This is a genomic window from Pseudoxanthomonas mexicana, assembly GCF_001556105.1.
Lineage (GTDB): Bacteria > Pseudomonadota > Gammaproteobacteria > Xanthomonadales > Xanthomonadaceae > Pseudoxanthomonas_A > Pseudoxanthomonas_A mexicana_A.
The window spans coordinates 26,179-45,865 of record NZ_LSIF01000073.1; the positions used below are offsets into that span (position 1 = coordinate 26,179).

At 67.3% G+C, this 19,687-nt stretch carries 18 protein-coding genes; 9 read left to right on the plus strand and 9 right to left on the minus strand.

Annotated elements, in window-relative coordinates; genetic code table 11:
- Positions 1 to 12: 12 nt before the first annotated feature.
- The 3 genes from AX730_RS12920 to AX730_RS12930 all read right to left on the minus strand — a co-directional run bounded on the left by AX730_RS12920 (position 13) and on the right by AX730_RS12930 (position 2,864).
- Positions 13 to 486 carry a DUF494 family protein gene (locus AX730_RS12920; protein ID WP_062357170.1) on the minus strand — a complete coding sequence of 158 codons (474 nt, stop codon included), beginning with the start codon at positions 484 to 486 and terminating at the stop codon, positions 13 to 15.
- Positions 483 to 1,661: a DNA-processing protein DprA gene (dprA, locus tag AX730_RS12925; RefSeq protein WP_062357172.1), complete on the minus strand. Its 1,179-nt coding sequence runs from the start codon at positions 1,659 to 1,661 to the stop codon at positions 483 to 485. The genes AX730_RS12920 and dprA overlap by 4 nt, the downstream gene beginning before the upstream one ends.
- Positions 1,662 to 1,739: 78 nt before the next feature.
- Positions 1,740 to 2,864, minus strand: a complete 1,125-nt coding sequence (locus tag AX730_RS12930) for a LysM peptidoglycan-binding domain-containing protein (protein WP_062357173.1) — start codon at positions 2,862 to 2,864, stop codon at positions 1,740 to 1,742.
- A 132-nt stretch (positions 2,865 to 2,996) separates the two neighbouring features.
- Here AX730_RS12930 and def point away from each other — a divergent pair, with 132 nt between their 5' ends.
- The 5 genes from def to AX730_RS12955 all read left to right on the plus strand — a co-directional run bounded on the left by def (position 2,997) and on the right by AX730_RS12955 (position 8,455).
- Complete coding sequence (def, locus tag AX730_RS12935; RefSeq protein WP_062357175.1) at positions 2,997 to 3,509, plus strand: peptide deformylase; 513 nt, start codon at positions 2,997 to 2,999, stop codon at positions 3,507 to 3,509.
- Between the two features lie 75 nt (positions 3,510 to 3,584).
- Positions 3,585 to 4,505, plus strand: coding sequence for a methionyl-tRNA formyltransferase (fmt, locus tag AX730_RS12940; protein ID WP_062357177.1), 921 nt, complete (start codon positions 3,585 to 3,587; stop codon positions 4,503 to 4,505).
- Positions 4,502 to 5,806, plus strand: a complete 1,305-nt coding sequence (gene rsmB / locus AX730_RS12945; RefSeq protein ID WP_062357179.1) for a 16S rRNA (cytosine(967)-C(5))-methyltransferase RsmB — start codon at positions 4,502 to 4,504, stop codon at positions 5,804 to 5,806. The genes fmt and rsmB overlap by 4 nt, the downstream gene beginning before the upstream one ends.
- A 239-nt stretch (positions 5,807 to 6,045) precedes the next feature.
- Complete coding sequence (locus AX730_RS12950) at positions 6,046 to 7,287, plus strand: O-antigen ligase family protein (protein WP_198147188.1); 1,242 nt, start codon at positions 6,046 to 6,048, stop codon at positions 7,285 to 7,287.
- 418 nt (positions 7,288 to 7,705) lie between these two features.
- The gene (locus AX730_RS12955; protein ID WP_083537894.1) at positions 7,706 to 8,455 is read left to right on the plus strand and encodes a glycosyltransferase family 25 protein; all 750 of its coding nucleotides are present in this window, start codon (positions 7,706 to 7,708) and stop codon (positions 8,453 to 8,455) included.
- A gap of 24 nt (positions 8,456 to 8,479) precedes the next feature.
- Here the strand turns inward: AX730_RS12955 and asnB are convergent, their stop codons facing one another.
- Together asnB and AX730_RS12965 are read right to left on the minus strand one after the other, a co-directional pair.
- On the minus strand, positions 8,480 to 10,375 hold the full coding sequence (gene asnB, locus AX730_RS12960; protein ID WP_062357184.1) for an asparagine synthase (glutamine-hydrolyzing): 1,896 nt from the start codon (positions 10,373 to 10,375) through the stop codon (positions 8,480 to 8,482).
- Between the two features lie 9 nt (positions 10,376 to 10,384).
- Positions 10,385 to 11,194 (minus strand): glycosyltransferase family 2 protein, encoded by an 810-nt coding sequence (locus AX730_RS12965; protein WP_062357186.1) that lies wholly within the window; start codon positions 11,192 to 11,194, stop codon positions 10,385 to 10,387.
- Between AX730_RS12965 and AX730_RS12970 the strand changes: the two genes are divergently transcribed.
- Positions 11,190 to 12,245 (plus strand): CDP-glycerol glycerophosphotransferase family protein, encoded by a 1,056-nt coding sequence (locus tag AX730_RS12970; protein WP_198147199.1) that lies wholly within the window; start codon positions 11,190 to 11,192, stop codon positions 12,243 to 12,245. The two genes, AX730_RS12965 and AX730_RS12970, sit on opposite strands and share 5 nt — an antisense overlap.
- Positions 12,242 to 13,129, plus strand: coding sequence for a glycosyltransferase family 2 protein (locus AX730_RS12975; protein ID WP_198147190.1), 888 nt, complete (start codon positions 12,242 to 12,244; stop codon positions 13,127 to 13,129). Before AX730_RS12970 ends, AX730_RS12975 begins: the two co-directional genes overlap by 4 nt.
- Before the next feature lie 72 nt (positions 13,130 to 13,201).
- On the opposite strand, the gene AX730_RS12980 is transcribed toward AX730_RS12975, so the two are convergent.
- From AX730_RS12980 to AX730_RS12995, 4 genes are all read right to left on the minus strand, one after another.
- On the minus strand, positions 13,202 to 13,978 hold the full coding sequence (locus tag AX730_RS12980) for a glycosyltransferase family 2 protein (RefSeq protein WP_062357190.1): 777 nt from the start codon (positions 13,976 to 13,978) through the stop codon (positions 13,202 to 13,204).
- 7 nt (positions 13,979 to 13,985) lie between these two features.
- Positions 13,986 to 15,515 carry a PH domain-containing protein gene (locus tag AX730_RS12985; protein WP_062357192.1) on the minus strand — a complete coding sequence of 510 codons (1,530 nt, stop codon included), beginning with the start codon at positions 15,513 to 15,515 and terminating at the stop codon, positions 13,986 to 13,988.
- On the minus strand, positions 15,515 to 16,021 hold the full coding sequence (locus tag AX730_RS12990) for a PH domain-containing protein (RefSeq protein ID WP_232310256.1): 507 nt from the start codon (positions 16,019 to 16,021) through the stop codon (positions 15,515 to 15,517). Before AX730_RS12990 ends, AX730_RS12985 begins: the two co-directional genes overlap by 1 nt.
- A gap of 79 nt (positions 16,022 to 16,100) precedes the next feature.
- The gene (locus AX730_RS12995) at positions 16,101 to 17,000 is read right to left on the minus strand and encodes a lauroyl acyltransferase (RefSeq protein WP_062357194.1); all 900 of its coding nucleotides are present in this window, start codon (positions 16,998 to 17,000) and stop codon (positions 16,101 to 16,103) included.
- 90 nt (positions 17,001 to 17,090) lie between these two features.
- Here AX730_RS12995 and dtd point away from each other — a divergent pair, with 90 nt between their 5' ends.
- Positions 17,091 to 17,531, plus strand: a complete 441-nt coding sequence (gene dtd / locus AX730_RS13000) for a D-aminoacyl-tRNA deacylase (protein WP_062357196.1) — start codon at positions 17,091 to 17,093, stop codon at positions 17,529 to 17,531.
- Positions 17,532 to 17,631: 100 nt separating this feature from the next.
- Entirely contained in the window at positions 17,632 to 19,485 is a 1,854-nt protein-coding gene (rpoD, locus tag AX730_RS13005; protein ID WP_062357198.1) for an RNA polymerase sigma factor RpoD, read from the plus strand.
- Positions 19,486 to 19,687: the final 202 nt, after the last annotated feature.

Sequence of the window (19,687 nt, forward strand, 5' to 3'; positions counted from 1 at the left end):
CGGATCAACGCCTCAGTGTACCGGCTCGGGCTCGTCGGCAAACATCTGCGTTTCCATCCACGCGTAGGCGGCTTCGGAACCCGGCTGGTTGAACAGCACCATCAGCACGACCCACTTCAGGTCGTCCAGGTCCAGCTCGTCCTGGTCCAGTGCCATGGCGCGGTCCAGCACCAGCTCGCGCTGGTCCGCGTCGAGGACGCCGTGCTGTTCCAGGAACAACAGGAAGCCGCGGCATTCGACATCCAGCTTCTCGAGTTCCGGGCCATGGAAGACGCGGGTCGGACCACCGACGCGCGGCGTGGACGCCGCAGGACGCTGGTCGGCCAGGGCATCCAGCCAGTCAAAGGCCTTGCTGATTTCGGTGGGGCTGAAGCCGGCCTGGATCAGGCCGTTCTGGAGAGAGTCGCGGTCGCGGACAGGGTCCGCATCTTCAGTGAAATAGTGTTCGAACAGGTACAGCAGTACATCCAGGATGCTCTCTTTCATTGCCCCTCGGCCTGCGTCGTCGACGCTGTGGAGGTGAAGAAACCGGTCTTTCTCTGGTATCGGCCGTGTTCCGCCGTTACTAAGCCATCCAGTTCCATGACCAGCAGCATGGAGGACAGTTCCGCGGCCGTCAATCCAGCCCGTGAGACGAGCTGATCCATACCTGTGGGGTCATGGCCCAGTGCTTCCCACAACCGCTGGTAGTCCGGGTCCAGTCGCGGAGGCGTCCCGCCGGTTCCTGCCATGGCGCCCGATTCCGTCTCGCCGAGCCGGCCACGCAGGGCATTGGCGAGGTCGGTGGCCAGCGGCGCGAGGGCATCGATGATCTCCTGTGCCTGTTCCACCAGACCGGCCCCGTCCCGGATCAGGCGATGGCAACCGCGCGCCATCGGGTTGTGGATGGAGCCGGGGATGGCGAAGACCTCGCGTCCTGCCTCGCCTGCCTGGCGGGCAGTGATCAGCGCACCGGAACGTTCGGCGGCTTCGATGACCAGTGTGCCCAGCGTCAATCCGGCGAGGATGCGGTTGCGGGCGGGGAAATGGCTGCGCAGCGCCGGCGTGCCCGGCGGATGCTCGCTGACGACCGCACCCTGTATGGCGAGGCGTTCGCGCAGCCGCTCATGCCCGGGCGGATACGTGATGTCGGGGCCGGTGCCGACGACCGCGATGGTGGTGCCTTCCCCGAAAGCGAGGGCGGCCTCATGCGCGATCGCATCGATGCCGCGTGCCATGCCGCTGGCCACGACGATGCCAGCCGATGCCAGCGAACGCGCGAAGGCATGGGCATTGTCGCGGCCGCCGCTGGTGGGTGTCCGGCTACCGACGACCGCGACCGCGGGGCGCCACAGCAGGCTCGGGTCGCCGTCGACGAACAGCGCGAGCGGCGGGCTGGCGATGTTCCGCAAGGGGGCGGGATAGTCGGCATCATGCCAGCCGATCAGATGGTGATCCGGTGCGTCCAGCCATGCCAGTGTGCAAGGCAACGCCTCGTCGTCTGCCCTTCCTTGAAGAGAGGCAATCTGAGCGTCGTCCAGTCCGCCTGCGCGCCATGCATTGATGCCCGCCTGCAGGACGGCGCCGGGGGTGTCGTACCGTTCCAGCAGCCGCCGGCGACACAGGACGGGGCCGCCGGCCAGGACGAGGCGGGCCAGGGCAATCAGGTCATCGGTAGGCATGTGACGAGCGTAGGGGTGAAACGACGACGGCGCCCTCGGGCGCCGTCGCTGTCTTGCGTAGGATTTGCCTGACGCGAATCAGTACGTCGCGTCGGGATGCTTCAGCTCGTAACCGACACGCGTGGCTTCCACGCCTTCCATGACCAGCGCGTAGCTGACCTTGTCGAAGGTGCGGAACACCATCGCATGGCTGGCGTACTCGTCCGGCAGGCTGACGCGACCGGCGCCGGACTTCGTCGATTCGCTGATGCGGGAGGATTCCGGATGGGCCATGCGGTTGGCCGTGTGGCTGCCGTTGCGCCAGATCGAAAACACGGTGCCGTTGTCGATGCCATCCAGGCGGCCACCGGTGATCGCGATCACGTCGCGCGTTCCGCCAGCGCTGAACGCATCGGCCACGGCCAGTACGCGCAGCTTGCCGGCCGGATCGGTGGCGGGCGGGTGCGGGAAGAAGTGCAGGTCGTAAGGCTGGGCGTCCACCGGAATCAAACGGTCGCCGACGCGCACTTCATGTCCGCCGATATCGGCCACCAGCGTGCTCACCTCGCTACCCGGCACCACGCCACGGCTGAACGTGGCGACGTTCATCTTGACCAGTTCATAGCCAAGGAACGCACCTTTGCCGCTCTGCTCGACGATGTCCTTCCACCGGTCGACTTCCCCGCGGATGCTCTTGCCACGGAAGTCCAGGTCCTGCGCGCGGGGACTGTCGGTGAAGCGGGCCAGCGGGCGTACGACCAGGTAGCGCTGGCCGACCTGACCGCCGTCGAGGCCTCGCACGTAGATGTTGTGGCCACCGGAGCCGCGCAGGCGGTCTTCGTCCAAGCCGGCCACGTGCGGCAGACCCTCGAAGCTGTCGACCACCCGACGGTCCTTCAGGTAGGCCTCGATGTCGGACAGCGGGATCGCATTGAGCGGCGCTTCCTGGCGAGGACCCTGCTGTACCGCCACGCGGTCCAGATAGGCGAGGCTGATGACGTCGCCCGGATAGATCAGGTGCGGGTTCTGGATCTGCGGATTGGCCTGCCAGATCTCGGGCCACAGCCACGGCTTCTTGAGGAAGCGCGCGGAAATGTCCCACAGCGTGTCGCCACGCTTGACCACGTAGGTATCAGGATGGCTTCCCGCCATCTCGGCGGCAGCCGCATAGGTGCCGACGGTCAGCACCGCGACGGCGAAAACCGTACGAAAACATTTAAACATGGCGGTATCTACCTGATTCCCCGACAGGTGGTCAGCACTATAGTCCAGAAAACCCGGCGCAACGCAAGCGCCCGCGTTAGAATTCGTGAGGGCTTGCCGGATTCCACTGGCGCCCTTATCACGAGACGTACCATGGCCCTGCTTCCCATCCTCGAATTCCCCGATCCGCGCCTGCGCACCAAGGCCGTGCCGGTCGACGCCGGGCATGTGACGACGCCCGGGTTCCAGCGTCTGCTCGACGACATGTTCGAGACCATGTACGACGCGCCCGGGATCGGCCTGGCCGCCAGCCAGGTGGACGTGCACCAGCGTTTCATGGTCATCGACATCAGCGAAGAGAAGAACCAGCCGCAGGTCTTCATCAACCCCGAGCTGAGCGACACGGTCGGCGAGCAGGTCTACCAGGAAGGTTGCCTGTCGGTGCCCGGCATCTTCGCCGACGTCACGCGCGCCGACGAAATCACGGTGCGCTTCCTTGATCGCCAGGGGCAGCCGCAGGAACTACGTGCCGACGGCCTGCTGGCCGTGTGCATCCAGCACGAAATGGATCACCTGGACGGCAAGCTGTTCGTCGATTACCTCTCGCCGCTGAAGCGCGAAATGGTGCGCAAGAAGCTGGCCAAGCAGCGCAAGCACGTCGCCTGACGTGCACGCGCGGCGGGATCGGGTGACCGCGGTGTCCCCGCCCGTTCCGTTCCCCTTTCCTGAAGCCGCCTACCCATGAGAATCGTTTTCGCCGGCACGCCGGCGTTCGCCGTGCCCTGCCTGCGTGCAGCGCACGCCCACCATGAAGTCGTTGCGGTCTACACGCAGCCCGATCGGCCGGCGGGCCGTGGACGCGGCCTGACGCCGTCGCCGGTGAAGCTGGAGGCGATCCAGCGCGGCATCCCGGTGCTGCAGCCGCTATCGCTGAAGAAGAAGTCCACCCAGGACGCGCTGCGCGAGATGCAGCCGGACGTGATGGTCGTGGTGGCGTATGGCCTGATCCTGCCGCAGGCCGTGCTGGACATCCCGCAATACGGCTGCTGGAACGTGCATGCCTCGCTGCTGCCGCGCTGGCGCGGTGCGGCACCGATCCAGCGTGCCATCGAAGCCGGCGATGACGAGACTGGCGTCTGTCTGATGCAGATGGAAGCGGGTCTGGACACCGGACCGGTATTGCTGGCGCAGAACCTGCCGATCGGGCCTGAGGACACCGGCGGGCAATTGCACGACCGTCTGTCGGACCTGGGCGCGCAGGTGCTGCGCGATGCACTGGGATTGCTGCGGGCCGGTGTCAGGCTGCCGCCGCATCCGCAGCCTGACGAAGGCGTGGCCTACGCGCACAAACTGGACAAGTCAGAGGCGAAGCTGGATTGGACGCAGCCGGCCAGGGTGCTGGCGCGCAAGGTGCGCGCCTTCAGTCCGTGGCCGGTCGCCGAGGCGCAGGTTGCCGGCGAACGCTTGCGCATCCACGGCGCCGTAGTGGTCGATCAGACGCATGCAGCGGCGCCGGGCACCTTGCTGGCCGCCAGCCGGCAGGGCCTGGATATCGCCTGCGGCACGGGCGTGCTGCGGTTGCGCGTGATCCAGCGCGAAGGCGGCAAGGCGATCACCGCGGCGGACTACCTCAACGCACGGCGCGACCTGGTGCTGCCATGACCACCCAGGCCGGCGTCGCGGTACGGGTGCTCGCGACCCGCGTCGTCGATGCGGTGATGCACCGCGGCCGCTCCCTCAAAGCCGAACTCGCGACGAACCTGCCCCGCATCGAGGACGTGCGCGACCGTGCGCTGCTGGAAGCGATGTGCTTCGCGGTGCTGCGTTCCCGCGCGCGCAGCGAGGCGGCGCTGGCAGCGTGGATGGCGAAGCCCTTGGGGCATGCAGACAATGAGCTGCGCGCGCTATTGCACGTGGGGTTCGCACAGTTGGTGGTGATGGAGTTGCCGCCTCACGCCGCGCTGTCGGCGACCGTCGAAGCCGTGCGTGCGCTCGGACGCCCCCACCAGGACAAATTGGTGAATGCCCTGTTGAGGCGTGCACAGCGGGAAGGATTGCCCGCAGTGTCTGCCGATGCCCTGTGGCCGGCATGGCTGCGGAAGCAGGTGCGGGAGGATTGGCCCGAACAGGCGGACGCGATCTTTGCCGCCAGCCAGCGTGAAGCCCCGCTGTGGCTGAGGGTGAACCAGCGACGGGGTACGCGCGATGCCTACCGTCAGCGACTGGCGGACGTCGGCATCGCGGCTGAGCCGGTGGATGGCATGGCCGACGCCCTGGTGCTCGATGCGCCCGTGGCGACTGCGCTCCTGCCTGGCTTCGCCGAGGGCGATGTCTCGATCCAGGACGGCGCGGCGCAACGGGTGGCTGACCTCTTCCGGGATCTGCCCCCAGGCGCACGCGTACTCGACATGTGCGCCGCACCCGGCGGCAAGACGGCACACTTGCTGGAACGCGATCCCTCGCTGCAGGTACTCGCGCTGGACGTCGACGAGCGTCGCCTGCAGCGCGTGCGCGAGACGCTCGAACGCGTCGGCCTGGGAGCGCAGATGCGCGCTGCCGATGCGACCGATGCTGCATCGTGGTGGGATGGGCGGCTCTTCGATGCGGTGCTGCTGGACGCGCCGTGTTCGGCCACGGGCATCGTGCGCCGGCAGCCGGACGTGCTGTTGCATCGGCGCAGCGAGGACGTCGCCGCCCTCGCCGCATTGCAGGCGAGGATGCTCGATGCCGCCTGGCGCGTGCTGCGGCCGGGTGGTCTGCTGGTCTATACGACGTGCTCGATCCTGCGCGTCGAGAACGCGTTGCAGGTGGAAACATTCTTCCGGCGGCACGCCGATGCGGAGCCGGTGCCGGCCGCGCAGGCATGGGGCCTCCGCGATAGTGCGGGTGCGCAGCGTTTTCCCGGCGAAGCGATGATGGACGGCTTCTTTTACGCGGGACTGCGCAAGCGCGCGAGCGCCTGATGGGCAAGGGCATCTGCGCGCTGTGACGTCCAGCGACGCGATCGGCGCAGCCGTCATCACCGCAAACTGTGACGCAATGACGCACACGTTGACGCGATGGTGATGAACCGCGAGTCACGCTGCGCGCGCCTGTCATTGCGCAGGCATGCGCGCTCGTTAATATGGTTGCAGCTTCTTCAGGAACGCAAGTGATGGACTCAAGGATGGGACATGGGGCCATTGTGCGCCGCCTGGTCTGGATGGCCGGTTTTTCTGCCGCTGCCTTCGTGGTGTTGCCGAACGGATTGGCGCCGTTCGGCATCCTGCTTGCCGTGGCGACTTGCCTGATGCCGCTCGTGTCCGGGGCGCATGCGGTCGGCGATCGCCGCGTTCTTCCGCATGCGCTGGGGGCTCTGGGGGCGGTGCCCGTCCTTGTGCTGCTGGTGTGCGCCGTGTCGATGCTCCGCAGCGGCCAGGGATGGGATGTGCTGGACAATCCGGCGCGGTTGCTGCTGTTGCCGTGGTGTGCGTGGCTGACGTGGTCAAGCGGCGTCGGCCGTGGCGGCGTGTGGGCGGGTGCGATGGTCGGGCTGGCGCTGGCATGCGCGCTGGCGGTGCAGGAACACTTGCTGGGCGCGGAGCGTGCGGGTGGCCATGTCAATCCGCTGGTCTTCGCGCATTCGGTGATGGTGCTGCTAGCGGCTGCCCTGTTCTGCCGCCCCGCAATGAAGGCGCCGGTATGGGTGATGTTGTGGACGGCCTCGGTAGTGATGGCGGTCGTGGCGGTCGTACTCAGTGGTAGCCGCGGAGTGGTCCCAGGCCTCGTCGTGGTGGTGATCGCTTCCCTGATCGGCGAAGCGACCGGGCGCCTGCTGTGGTTGAGGCTGGGCGTAGCGGCGGGTGTCGCGCTCGCCGTGGCCATTGCGTCAGCGGGCGTGCCGTGGCTGGCCGAACAGTCGCGCATGGACCAGGTGTGGCCCGACGTCGCCGCCAACCGGCATGGGCAGGTGGACACGCCGATCGGCGCACGCCTGGAGCTGCTAGCGGTCGCCGCCCGGGAATTCGGCGATGCACCGTTCACCGGTACCGGCATTGAGCGCTTTGGCGCCAGTATCGACGCCAGCGACCATTGCCGGCGCGGCGAGCAGCGGCACTTCTGCGATCTCAGGCATGCGCACAACGATATCGCGCAATGGGGTGCGACCATGGGCATTCCCGGTATCGTCGCGATCATCGCGGTGTACTGGGTGCCGCTGGCGATCGCCCTGCGCGGTTTCCGCCGCAGCAGGTACGCCTCCACCCGTCGCCTGTATGTAGGCTGTGCCGCCTTGGTCATCGCCTGCTTGTTGGCCGGCATGAGCCAGTCGACGTTCTCGCACGCGATTACCGCCAGTTCCTATGCCATCTTGGTCGGCACCATGCTGGGCTTGGCGTTGCGCGCGCGGGACGGAGAGCCGTACATGGACGCTGCGAGCCCAGGCGTGCAGCGTATGGATGCGTAACGGCGCAGGCTGGCTCGCCGGCCTTGGCGCTCGCGTGCAATGCGGCTGGCCCTATTGGCACGTGCCCGCCGGGTGAGCTAAATATGAATATTTCCGGAGTGCCTGTTCGTTGCTCCCGCATCTTCATTTCGACGCGACCCTAGAATCCGCCACCTCCTTCCGGCCGGTGTACGGGCCTTTGCTGCAACGCTGACGGGGCGCGGGGAAAATGATCCTGGATCACCGTGACGGGGTGCAGTGGCGTGGCGCGGAGGCGGATGGTGTGCTGGCGAACAACCGGGGTTTGTGGATGATGAGGAAGTATCGATGGGCCAGCGCCGAGCGTCGCCGGCCTTGCTTGCACGGCCAGCCACATGGATCGCCTGGCCTGATGTATTCATTCCAGTAATGAGCTGCGGTGTGTGGGAGGCGCCGATGCATGAGTGAGTTACCCCTGTATGTCGTCAACCTGCCCGGCTCGACCGATCGCAGGGCTTCCATGGACGCCCAAGCCGCTGCACTCGGGCTATCACTGACGTTCTTCGAGGCCGTGAACGGCCGCGTGCGGCATCCCCTCTTCGATCATGTCAACGCGACCAAGCGGCAGGCATGCAAGGGCAGGCCCTTCCGGCCGGGTGAGATCGGTTGCTGGGCCAGTCACTACCTGCTCTGGCAGCGGTGCGTGGAGAGCGGGCGTCCCATGATCGTGCTGGAAGACGACGTCGCGCTGGCACCCGCCTTGCTGGATGTACTGGGGGCCCTGCCGTTGCTGCCGGAAGACGTGGGTTATTTCCGGCTGCATGCGGCAGACCGGCCGAGCATGCCGTGGCTGCGCTTCGGCGACTGCGTCCTGCACCGCTATTGGCGCAGCCCCCAGTGCACGTTCGGCTATTATCTGGCGCCCGCCGCCGCCGCGCGTTTCCTGCGCCATGCCGATGAGTGGGTCGTGCCGGTGGACGACTACATGGACCTGGGTTGGCTGCATGGAGTGCAATGCTTGGGGCTCAAGCCGGGCGTGATGAGCAGCGGCACGTTCGATTCGACCATCCGCGGCGATGCCAGCCAGAAACCGAGCGTGGGCGCACTGGGCTGGCTGACCCGGGAAGCGTACCGGGCTTGGTTTGGTTTGCGCCGTTCCTTCCACAACCTGCCGGCACGGTTGGGACAGGGAAGCGCGGTCAGGGGGTGACCGTGTGTGCAGGGCGGGTGGGCATCAGAGCCACCGCTCCCGCCACGCCTGGAACATCAGCACGCCCCACAGATGGGTATGCCACTTGCGCTGGCCGCCAAGGAATTCGCGCCACAGCGCGCGCACCGGCAGCGGGTCGAAGTGGCCTTCCTCGCGCAGTCTTCGCTCTTCCAGCAAGGCTTCGGCCCAGTCGCGCAACGGTCCCCTGAGCCAATCCCCCACTGGCGCGCCGAAGCCGGACTTGCTCCGGTACACCAGGCTGTGCGGCAAGTAACGGCCGAGCAGTTTCTTGGGCAGGTACTTCAGCTCGCCGTCGCGGTACTTCATCGACAACGGCAGCGACCACGCCAGTTCCGCCACCCTCCAGTCCAGCAGCGGAGCACGCGCTTCCAGTGCGGCGGCCATGCTGGCGCGGTCGACCTTGGTCAGGATGTCCTCTGACAGGTAGCAGGCGAAGTCCATCGCCATCAGCTGGTCTGCGTCGCTGCCGGCGACGAGCAGGGCGGCGGGATCGTCGTATGCGGTGGCCAGGCGGTGCGCGCCCCTGACTATGCGTTCGGGATGGCGCCAGCGGCCGACGCGCTGTCGTGCGATGCCCTGCAGTCCATCGGCCGCCAACTCGGCGCGCAGCGCCGCCAGGCCACCCAGCCGCGCGTGTTCTCCGGGTTCGCCGGCCAGCCGCGCCAGCAGGCGCCGCGGCAGGCGGCGCAGCCGCGCCTGGTTGCGCAACGCTCGCACGTACCTGCCGTAGCCGAAGAAGAGTTCATCGCCGCCGTCGCCGGACAGCGCAACGGTGACGTGCCGGCGGGCCAACCGGCACAGCAGTGCAGTCGGCAACTGCGAAGAATCCGCAAAAGGCTCGTCGTAGATGTCGGCGATGCCGGGGACCAGTTCCAGCGCCGCATGGCCGTCCGCGCGCAGTTCGGTGTGGTCGGTGCGCAGATGGCGCGCCACCGCCGCGGCGTGCGCACTCTCGTCGTGCACGGCATTGTCGAACCCGATCGAGAAGCTGCGCACCGGCCGCGCCGACTGCGCCTGCATCAGCGCGGTGACCAGGGAGGAATCGGTGCCGCCGGAGAGGAACGCGCCGAGCGGCACGTCGGCATCCATGCGCAGCGCGACGGCGTCCCGCAGCAGAGCATCGAGCGCGTCCAGCGCGGCGGCCTCGTTGCCGTCGAAGCCGCAGGCGATGGCCGCTTCCTGGCGCGTGCGCGCATCCCACCAGCGGCGCACGTCAGCCGCTTGCGGCGCGCCTGCGCGGTCGGCGTCCAGCCGCAGCAGCGCACCGGCCGGCAGTTTGCGTATGCCCTTCAGGATGCAGTGCGGTGCGGGGATGTAGTCCAGCCGCAGCAGCAGCGCCAGCGCGTCCGGATCGACCTCGGCGCGCAGCCGGGGACAGGCGCGCAGGGCGGCCAGCTCGCTGCCGAACAGGAACGTCCCGTCGCCGGTCCAGCCGTAGTACAGCGGCTTCTTGCCCACGCGGTCGCGTGCCAGCCACAGTGTTCGCTCCACCCGGTCCCAGGCCGCCAGCGCCAGCATGCCGTTGCCGCGCGTCAGTGCCGCCTCGACGCCCCACTGCGCGATGGCCGCCAGCAGCACCTCGGTGTCGGAGCGGCCGCGGAACGCATGGCCCAATGCCGACAGTTCCGCGCGCAGTGCGGCATGGTTGTAGATTTCACCATTGAAGGCCATGGTCCAGCGGCCGTCCGCCGAGGTCATCGGCTGGTGGCCTTCCGGGCTCAGGTCGAGGATCGACAGCCGGCGGTGCGACAGCACCACGCCCGCTGTCGCATCGGCCCAGGTACCAGCGTCGTCGGGGCCGCGATGGGCGATGGCGTCGCCCATGCTGCGGCCCAGCGCGTGCAGCGCGGCTTCGTCATGCCGTAGCCCGGGCGCGATGGCGCCTGCGATTCCGCACATGGCCGGCCCTCAGCCGTCGCCGGACGCGGGCGGCGTGGCGATCGGTTGCCCGCGCTCGAGCATCCACAGCATGATCGTCTTCTGCCTGACGTAGTTGGCGCGCACGTAGGCGTAGACCAGTCCGTGCCATCCGTCGAGGAAGCCGCCGCGCAGCAGGTAGCCGCGCCAGAAGCGCCATGCGGGCGACAGGATCAGGCCGGTCAGCGTCGCCCTCCGGCCGTGCGCATGGTCGTACTCGGCCATCATCCGCGCGTAGCGCTGGGTTTTCGCCAACTGCTGGTCCAGTGAGCGGTAGGGGTAGTGGATCAGGTCGCCGGCCAGCGTTTCCAGGGGGCCGTCCACGGAAGCCGCTTCGTGCACTTCGCGTTTGCCGCGCCAGCCGCCGCGGCGGCGGTCGAACAGGCGCAGCACCCGGTCCGGATAGGCGTTGCCATGGCGCAGGAAACGCCCGAAATAGTCCGAAAGGCGGGCGAAACGGTAGCCGGCCGCCGCGCCGAAGCCGGCATCGCGGGCTTGCAGGATGGAGGCGCGGAGCGCGTCGCCGATGCGTTCGTCGGCGTCCAGGCACAGTACCCAGTCGTGGCGTGCCTGATCCACCGCGTACTGCTTCTGGCTGCGGAACCCGTCGAATGGGCGCTGCATCACGCGCGCGCCCATCGACCGGGCGATCCCGGCCGTGTCGTCACCGGAATACGAATCCACCACGAGGATGTCGTCGCAGAAATCCAGCGACGCCAGGCACGCTCCGATACGATCCGCCTCGTTGAACGCGATAATGCACGCCGAGATGGCGGGCCGATGGAGCGAGGAAACGTTGATGGCGGACTACCTGTTGTTCGGGACCGAACGCTATGCGTTGCCCATCTTGCAACCCCTGGCCGATGCCCTGCAAGCCGCCGGGCATGGCGTGCACGCCTGGTTCGTCGCGGGCGCGCAGGGTGCCACGCTGCGCGGTCCGGTACGGCCCGTCGCCGATGCGCGCGAAGCGGTGGCGCTGCGGCCGCGCGCGGTCTTCAGCGCGGCCAATGGAGTCCCCACGTTCGTGCAGGGGGCCAAAGTGCAGCTGTTCCACGGGTTCAACGTCGAGAAGCGCGACGCCCCCCGTGGGCATTTCCGCGTGCGAGGCATGTTCGATCTTTATTGCACGCAGGGGCCGGCGACCACCGCGCCTTTCGCCGCACTCGCCGCGCGCGAGGGCCACTTCAAGGTGGTGGAAACCGGCTGGCCCAAGCTGGACCCGTTGTTCCGCGGCGATGACCCGCTCGCCGATGCGTGGCGGGGCGAGGCCGGCGGGCGACCGGTGGTGATGTTCGCTTCCACGTTCACCGAGCGTTTGAGCGCGGCGCCGCATCTGTTCGACGCCATCGCCGCACAGGTGGCGGGGGGAGAGCGGTTCTGGCTGCTGACGCTGCACCCGAAATGCCCGGAGGCGCTGTTCCAGCGCTACCGCGCCCTGTGTGGGCAGAACGCGGCGTTCGTGGACACGGTCGACCTGGTCAGCGCGCAGCGTGCTGCCGACGTGCTGGTCGCCGACACGACGTCCGTCGTCAGCGAGTTCGTGGTGCAGCGCAAACCGGTGGTGACGTTCCGCAACCGCGCGCCCAAGCCGCACATGCTGGACTTCGACGACCCGTCGGACTTGGCAGGCCTGCTGGCACAGGCATTCGACCCGCCGGCCCCGCTGCTCGCTGCGCTTGCCGCGTATGCCGACGACATTCATCCCCGCCGCGACGGACTTTCCTCGCAGCGGGTGATGGCGGCGACCGACGCGCTGCTGGCGGGCAGGCTGGGGTCGTTGCGGCGCAAGCCGTGGGGTAGCGCGCTGCGGCGGTTGCAGAATCGCCATGAGCTAGGTTACTGGGGGCGTTGAGGAACACGGTCGCACGGCGCGCGGGGGCGACGTTCGACGACGCGGGGGAGGCCATGAGGATCAGCGTCATCGTCAGCACCTACAACGCGGAAGAATGGCTGGAAAAGGTGCTGCAGGGGTACCGCGTCCAGGCATGGCGCGACTTCGAGCTGATTGTCGCCGACGATGGCTCGCGCGAGGCGACCCGGCGGCTGGTGGAACGCGAGGCCTCGGACTATCCGGTACCGCTGCGGCATGTCTGGCACGAGGACGACGGCTATCGCCGGCAGCGGATCCTCAACCTCGCCATCCTCGCGGCGCGTCACGACTATGTCCTCTTCTCCGACGGAGACTGCGTTCCGCGCGGCGATTTCGTGCGGGTGCACGCCGAGCAGGCCGAGCCGGGGCGCTTCCTGTCCGGCGGCTATTGCAAGCTGAGCATGAAGGCGAGCAAGGCGATCACGAGCGAGGACATCCGCGACGGACGCTGTTTCCGGCTCGACTGGCTCCGCAGGCTGGACCGTGTCGGCTTCTCGCCCGTACTCAAGCTGGCGGCCGGTCCCCGGGCCGGTCCGTTGCTGGACGCCATCACCACCGCGCGCGCGACGTTCAACAACTGCAATTCGTCCGCATGGAAGGAGGATCTGCTGGCGATCAACGGGTACGACGAGCGCATGAAATACGGCGGCCCCGACCGCGAACTCGGTGAACGGCTGGAAAACCACGGCATCCGTGGCAAGCAGATCCGCCACCGGGCCGTGTGCGTGCATCTCGATCACGCGCGCGGCTACAAGACCCTTGAATCGCTCAGGCGCAACCTTGCGATCCGTGCGCAGACGCGCGCGGACCGTGCTACCTGGACGCCCTACGGCATCGACAAGTCCGGGCACTTCGCGACGGGGTGAGGCGGGTGCTTCGCCCGCACAGGCGGGCTGTGTCGGGACCGACCTGCATGCAGGCAGGCGGATCCCTGTCGCTCATCGCCTCTTGCCCAGCGCATGAAGATGGCGGTACTTGTCGACGACGGCACGCGCATGGCTGGCATGGAACCACCAACCCCGGCGTCCGTCACGCCACGCGCCGCGCAACAGATACATCTTGAGCCAGTAGGCGGCCGCATGCGTCCATGGACTGCTCGCGGAGCAGCGCTTGCCGTCCGCGTGCCGTTGTTCGGCCCACAGGCGGGCATAGCGGTCATTCTTGGCGCGATGCGCCTCCAGCGTGCGTGCGGTGTTGTGCTCGATGACGATGTCGCAGTCTTCCACCCGTTTGCCGGCAAGATCGGGCTTCTCGTGGACGCGCATCGGCAGGTAGCGGTGGTCCGGTCGTACCAGCCGTTCGGTGCGCTCGAATCCCCGAAGCAAGCGACCGAGGAACCAGTTGCATCGCTTCAGTCGCCACACGTCCGCTCGTTCGACCTCGCCTGTGGCGAACAGCGCGCGCAGCTGCGCCGCGCTGCCATCGGCCAGCCATTCGTCGGCATCCAGCAGCAGCAACCAAGGTCGTTCCGCACGGCGGATGGCCTCGTTCTTCTGCCCGGCGAAGCCCAGCCAGTCCTGATGCTCGACGCGTGCGCCGAACGACCGTGCCAGTGCGACCGTGCCATCGTCCGATCCGCAATCCAGCACCAGGATCTCGCTGCACAGGCCTTGCACCGATGCGAGGCAGCGGCCCAGCCGGTCGACTTCGTTCTTCGTGATGATGACGGCAGAGAGCAGGAGCGGTGGCGTCCTTGTGGCCGAGGCATCGGTCACCGTCGCGTCACCAGTGCAGGCGTCGTCGAGCCAGTGCCGCGGTCAAGCGCTCATGGACCGCGCGGGCATCGGCCTCTGGCACGAAGCGCAGCGCCAACGGCGCAGCGATGCCACTCGCGCCCGCGGTGTCCAGCCAGAGCGTTGACGTCCCGAGGCGTTGGTCCAGCGGTGAGCGCGACAGGCGCAGCGCCTGCAGCTTGTCGATTTCGGCGAAGCGCCAGTAGCGCGACCACCAGCCACTGCGCACGGCCACGACGTGGTCGTCCAGCGTCCAGCCCATCCGCTGCGCCTGCCGGCGCGCGGCATAGGCGGCGAACAGCATCCATGCCGCTCCCAGCCATCCCCACACGCCCAGTTGCCATACCGCCAGCCCCGTGACGGGCAGCAGCCATGCAAGTGACGGCAGCCACAGGCGCCAGCGTGCGGACGCATGCACGGCCTGCCAATCCTCACGCGGCCATGTCACATGCGGCAGCAGGTGGCCGATCAGTGCGTCACAGGCATCGGGAGCTGCAATCGGGGCCAGATCCTTCAGGGCGCGGTTGTCCTGCTGGCCGGATTTTTCGGCGACAGCGGTATCGATGCGCAGCGAGCGCCGGTTGAAGAGGCGGTGCAGCACGCCTTCGTGCAGCGTCCATGCCTGGATGCGCCGGCGTGCGACGCTCGTGCGCAGGCGTGCGAACAAGCCGCGTTCGACCATCAGCCGGCGCGGCTCTTCCGTCAGCCGGAACCCATGGAACTGCGACAACGCCAGCGCGACGGACAACAGGCGCACCAGCGCCAGCGCGATGCCGATCAGGGCAACGCCACCGATCGCACCGGTGAGCCAGCCCAGATGCAGGCCTTCGGCATAGCCGTACGCCTGCCTGGCGCCCTGGCGAAAGACCTGTTCCATCATCCGATCCGGCAGGATCTGCCACGCCGCGCCGAAGCCCGCCGCCACCACGATCATGCCGCGATTGGAGATCAGGCCCAGCCGGATGACTTCGCGCGTGGACAGGGACAACAGGGTGCTGCCGGCGTCGCGCGTCACGGTCCCGGATTCGGACGCGACGGGCGCGGTTCCGTGCGCCTGGTGCCGCACCAGGTCTTCCAGCGCCAGTGCCTCATGCAGGCCAAGCACGCGCATCTGCGCCTCGGGCTTCGTGCCGCCGGCGGACTCGAGCCTCACTTCGGCCACGCCGAACACCCGATGCAGCAGCGACTGGTGCACCACCACGTTGTGGATGCGCGAGAAGGGGATCTCCCGGAGCGAGCGGTGCAGCAGGCCCTCGCGCACCGTCAAGCCGTCGCGCCCGATCGTGTAGCGGTAGGTGAAGTACTGCAGGATCGCCAGCACCACCAACACGGTGATGCCGATGACGGGTGCAAGCGAGGCCCACAGCTCTCCATCGCTACTGCTCTTGCGGGCCCCGAACACCACCAGCGCGACCAGCGGAAAGATGAACTGCTTGAGCTGTTGCAACAGCACGAACAGCCACGACCAGGGATGCAGGCGGCGTTCGTCCGGTGGTGTGCTCGGTACGACGTCTTCCATCACAGCGCGTCGTCGTGGTCGACCTGCGTCGCCAGGCGCTCGCGCAGGCGCTCCGCGTCATCCGCATCCAGCCCCGACACCGAGACCGCTGCCATTCGCGTGCCTGCCGTGTGCACCACCAGCGTGGAAAGGCCGGCCTTGCGTTCCAGCGGGCCCCGTTTCAGGTCGAGATGCTGCACGCGGGAAATAGGCACATGGGTCTCGCTCTGCCACCAGTTGCCGCGGCGGACCGCGAAACCCTGGTCATCCAGGCGCCAGCGCGTGCGCCGGTGGTATCTGACGGCGATCCAAGCGCCGACGGCCGCTCCGGCCATCGCGGCGATCGGCACGGCCAGCCAAGGCGACAGCACATCCGTGGCGCGTGCGATGAAGAAGACCGGGAATCCCACCGGAAACACCAGCATGGCTCCACCCAGTGCGGCCAGCCAGGCGCCGCGGGATGGCAGGGCGTGCCAATCAGCTGGCGGCATGTCATCAACCGCGAGGGTGTCCGTGTTGTCGCTCATTGCGGCTGGCGCGTCCTGGATGCGTGGAAAGCGTTGCGGGAACGTCGTCGTGGCGCCGTGCTCCCATCCCCTGCCGGAATCAGCGGTAAGGAGTGTCCTCGCCGCTGCCCGGAGGCCGCAGCGTATAGCGTTTGTACGTCCACTGGTACTGCGCGGGATCGCGACGCGCGATCCGTTCGACTGTGTTGTTGAGTGCGGTGACCGCAACCACGGGATCCGCGTCGGCGATCGCCGGTGGTGCGGGCTGGACATGCAATGCGAACTCCGGGCCGGGTCCGATCCGCTCGCACCAGGCGAATAGCACGGTCGCGCCGGAGCGCGCGGCGAGCCGGGATACCAGTGTCATCGTCAATGCCTGCTTGCCGAAGAACGGCGCGAACTCCCCATCGCCCGCCTTGGGTTGCTGGTCAGGCAGGATGCCCACCGAGCCGCCTTCCTTCAGGACCTTCCACAGTTGCCGCACGGCCGGGCCTTCGGCACGCACCTGGCGGATGTTGTCGGCGCCGCGCACGCGCAACAGGAAGGCGTCGCCGGCAGAAGAGGCAGGCGGGCGGTAGACGATGGCGAGCGGGCCGCGCGACGCCAGCCACTGGTTGAGTAGCTCCCAGTTGCCGAAGTGCGGCGCAGCGACGATCACCCCCTTGCCACTCGCGAGTGCCGCGTCGTACAGCGCCTCGCCGTGGCGCTCGCGCAGGCAGGCGAGGTTCTCCGCTGGCGGTCGGGTCCAGAAGCGCAGGGTTTCCAGTGCCTGGCGGGCGGTCGTGCGCAGGATGGCGTGGTGGAGGTCCTTGCGCTGCGCCGGCAGCAGGTCGGGGTAGGCGATGTCGAGGTTGCGGCGAGCCACGCGGCTTTCGCGCGCGTCCATACGCAGCCAGAGCCAGGCCATGAAGTCCCCAAGGGTGCGCAGCCAGGGCCAGGGAAGGCGCCCGACCAGGGCGGCGGCGTGGTAGCCGAGGGCGGCGAGGGTGTCCGGTTTCATCCGGCGAGTGTAGCCAACCCGCATGACCCCCTTCCTGCCCATGCCGTGCCTGGCCGCTATCCTGTCGTCCCCCCGTCTGGACGTCCGCCCATGCTTTCCCTGATCCAGCGCGTGACCCGGGCTTCCGTGGCTGTCGATGACATGGTGATCGGGACCATCGACGGCGGGCTGCTCGCGCTGGTCGCCGTGGAGCCGGGGGACAGCGACGCGCAGATTGCGCGCATGGCCGAGCGGTTGCTGGGCTACCGCGTGTTCGCCGACGAGGCCGGTCGCATGAACCGCTCGCTGGCCGATACAGGTGGCGGACTGCTCCTGGTCAGTCAGTTCACATTGGCGGCGGATACCCGGTCAGGCATGCGGCCCAGCTTCACGACGGCGGCCCCGCCCGCCGAGGCTGAACAGGGCTTCAACCGGCTGGTCGATATCTGCCGTGGACGGCACGCCGGAAGGGTGGAAACGGGCCGTTTCGGTGCCCATATGGTGATCAGCCTCGTCAACGACGGGCCGGTGACCTTCCTGCTTCGCCCCTGACGTTTCACCCTCGTCTGGAGTCAGGCTGCAGGAACCCAAGCCGGCCCGGGCTGGTATAATACGGGGTTCTCCCTTCCTTACTCCCGGTGGCGCAACCTCCATGGCCAACGAACGTCCTGCGCAGCAGTCCGACATCAAGCTCTTGATCAGCAAGGGTTTGGAGCAGGGCTACCTGACGTACGCCGAAGTCAACGATCACCTCCCGGACGACCTGGTCGATCCGGAGCAGATCGAGGACATCATCGGCATGATCAACGGCATGGGCATCGACGTCCATGAAGTCGCTCCCGATGCCGAAACCCTGCTGCTTGCCGATGGCAACACTGGCAACCGCGAAGTCGACGAGACCGCGGCAGAAGAAGCCGCCGCCGCACTGACCTCGCTGGATACCGAAGGTGGCCGGACCACCGATCCCGTGCGCATGTACATGCGTGAGATGGGCACCGTCGAGCTGCTGACGCGCGAAGGCGAAATCGCCATCGCAAAGCGCATCGAGGAAGGCCTGGGCCAAGTACAGGCGTCGCTGGGCAATTTCCCGTGGTCTATCGAACTGCTGCTGGAAGAGTACGAATTGCACAAGGCCGGCAAGAAGCGCCTGGCCGAAGTCGTCGTCGGGTTCAACGATGTCGAGGAGCCGGCACCGGAAGTGCCGGCCGCTGAAGAAGCCGCCGATGCGGCCGAAGACGCCGATGACGAAGAAGATGGCGGCGACGATACCGCCGAGGAAGCTGCGCCGACCGGTCCGGACCCGGAAGAGGTCGCGCGCCGCATGCAGCTGCTCGCCGATGGCTACGTCAAGTTCAAGAAGTCGTACGCGAAGAACGGCGCCGACAACAAGGCGGTCGCCAAGCTTCGTACCGAGTTGGGCGAGACATTCGTCACCCTGAAGCTGCCGTTGCCGCTGACCGATACGCTGGTCCGCAAACTGCGCGAAGTCGTGGCCCAGGTGAAGGATCACGAACGCCGCGTGCTGCACCTGTGCGCCAATGTCGCCAAGATGCCGCGTAAGGAATTCCTGCGGGCGTGGGAAGGCAACCAGACCAACCTCGGTTGGGTGGACGAAGTGCTGAAGCGCAAGCAGAAATGGTCTTCCGGCCTGCGCGACGTGCGCGACCAGATCGTCGCCGAGCAGGAAGCCACCATCGCGGTAGAGCAGGCGATGCACCTGACGCTGGGTGACATCAAGGAAATCAGCCGTGCGATGGCCTATGGCGAAGCCAAGGCGCGCAAGGCAAAGAAGGAAATGGTCGAGGCCAACCTGCGCCTGGTCATCTCCATCGCGAAGAAGTACACCAACCGCGGCCTGCAGTTCCTCGACTTGATCCAGGAAGGCAACATCGGCCTGATGAAGGCGGTGGACAAGTTCGAGTATCGCCGCGGTTACAAGTTCTCGACTTATGCCACCTGGTGGATCCGCCAGGCGATCACCCGCTCGATCGCCGACCAGGCGCGCACCATCCGTATCCCGGTGCACATGATCGAGACGATCAACAAGTTGAACCGCATTTCCCGCCAGATGCTCCAGCAATACGGCCGCGAGGCCACGCCGGAGGAACTGGCCAAGGAAATGGACATGCCCGAGGACAAGATCCGCAAGGTCATGAAGATCGCGAAGGAACCGATCTCCATGGAAACGCCGATCGGCGACGATGAGGATTCCCATCTGGGCGATTTCATCGAGGACACCAACGTGGAGTCCCCGATCGAGAACACCACCAACATCAACCTGTCGGAAACGGTCCGCGACGTGCTCGCCGGCCTGACCCCGCGGGAAGCCAAGGTGCTGCGCATGCGTTTCGGCATCGACATGAATACCGACCACACCCTGGAAGAGGTCGGCAAGCAGTTCGACGTGACTCGCGAGCGCATCCGCCAGATCGAAGCCAAGGCGTTGCGCAAGCTGCGTCATCCGTCGCGTTCGGAGCAACTGCGCAGCTTCCTCGACATCGACTGACGCCGCCAGGCGCGGTACGCACCAGAGAAGCGCGGCCCTGACGGGCCGCGTTTCTTTTTGGTGCAAGGCGTGCGACCCCCCGCCGCGGGCCTTCCCATCTTCATCACGCGTTCTTGCCTACACTGCCGTTCACCCCACGAGTCAGACTTCCGCGTGCAGCGACGGGATGCAGTGAAATCCGTCCTCGCCATCGCTTTGCTGG

Excerpts from the sequence above, each read along its gene's own strand:
- AX730_RS12920 (WP_062357170.1), bottom strand. The coding sequence starts at position 486 with ATGAAAGAGAGCATCCTGGATGTACTGCTGTACCTGTTCGAACACTAT.
- dprA (WP_062357172.1), bottom strand. The coding sequence starts at position 1,661 with ATGCCTACCGATGACCTGATTGCCCTGGCCCGCCTCGTCCTGGCCGGC.
- AX730_RS12930 (WP_062357173.1), bottom strand. The coding sequence starts at position 2,864 with ATGTTTAAATGTTTTCGTACGGTTTTCGCCGTCGCGGTGCTGACCGTC.
- def (WP_062357175.1), top strand. The coding sequence starts at position 2,997 with ATGGCCCTGCTTCCCATCCTCGAATTCCCCGATCCGCGCCTGCGCACC.
- fmt (WP_062357177.1), top strand. The coding sequence starts at position 3,585 with ATGAGAATCGTTTTCGCCGGCACGCCGGCGTTCGCCGTGCCCTGCCTG.
- rsmB (WP_062357179.1), top strand. The coding sequence starts at position 4,502 with ATGACCACCCAGGCCGGCGTCGCGGTACGGGTGCTCGCGACCCGCGTC.
- AX730_RS12950 (WP_198147188.1), top strand. The coding sequence starts at position 6,046 with ATGGCCGGTTTTTCTGCCGCTGCCTTCGTGGTGTTGCCGAACGGATTG.
- AX730_RS12955 (WP_083537894.1), top strand. The coding sequence starts at position 7,706 with ATGAGTGAGTTACCCCTGTATGTCGTCAACCTGCCCGGCTCGACCGAT.
- asnB (WP_062357184.1), bottom strand. The coding sequence starts at position 10,375 with ATGTGCGGAATCGCAGGCGCCATCGCGCCCGGGCTACGGCATGACGAA.
- AX730_RS12985 (WP_062357192.1), bottom strand. The coding sequence starts at position 15,515 with ATGGAAGACGTCGTACCGAGCACACCACCGGACGAACGCCGCCTGCAT.
- AX730_RS12990 (WP_232310256.1), bottom strand. The coding sequence starts at position 16,021 with ATGAGCGACAACACGGACACCCTCGCGGTTGATGACATGCCGCCAGCT.
- AX730_RS12995 (WP_062357194.1), bottom strand. The coding sequence starts at position 17,000 with ATGAAACCGGACACCCTCGCCGCCCTCGGCTACCACGCCGCCGCCCTG.
- dtd (WP_062357196.1), top strand. The coding sequence starts at position 17,091 with ATGCTTTCCCTGATCCAGCGCGTGACCCGGGCTTCCGTGGCTGTCGAT.
- rpoD (WP_062357198.1), top strand. The coding sequence starts at position 17,632 with ATGGCCAACGAACGTCCTGCGCAGCAGTCCGACATCAAGCTCTTGATC.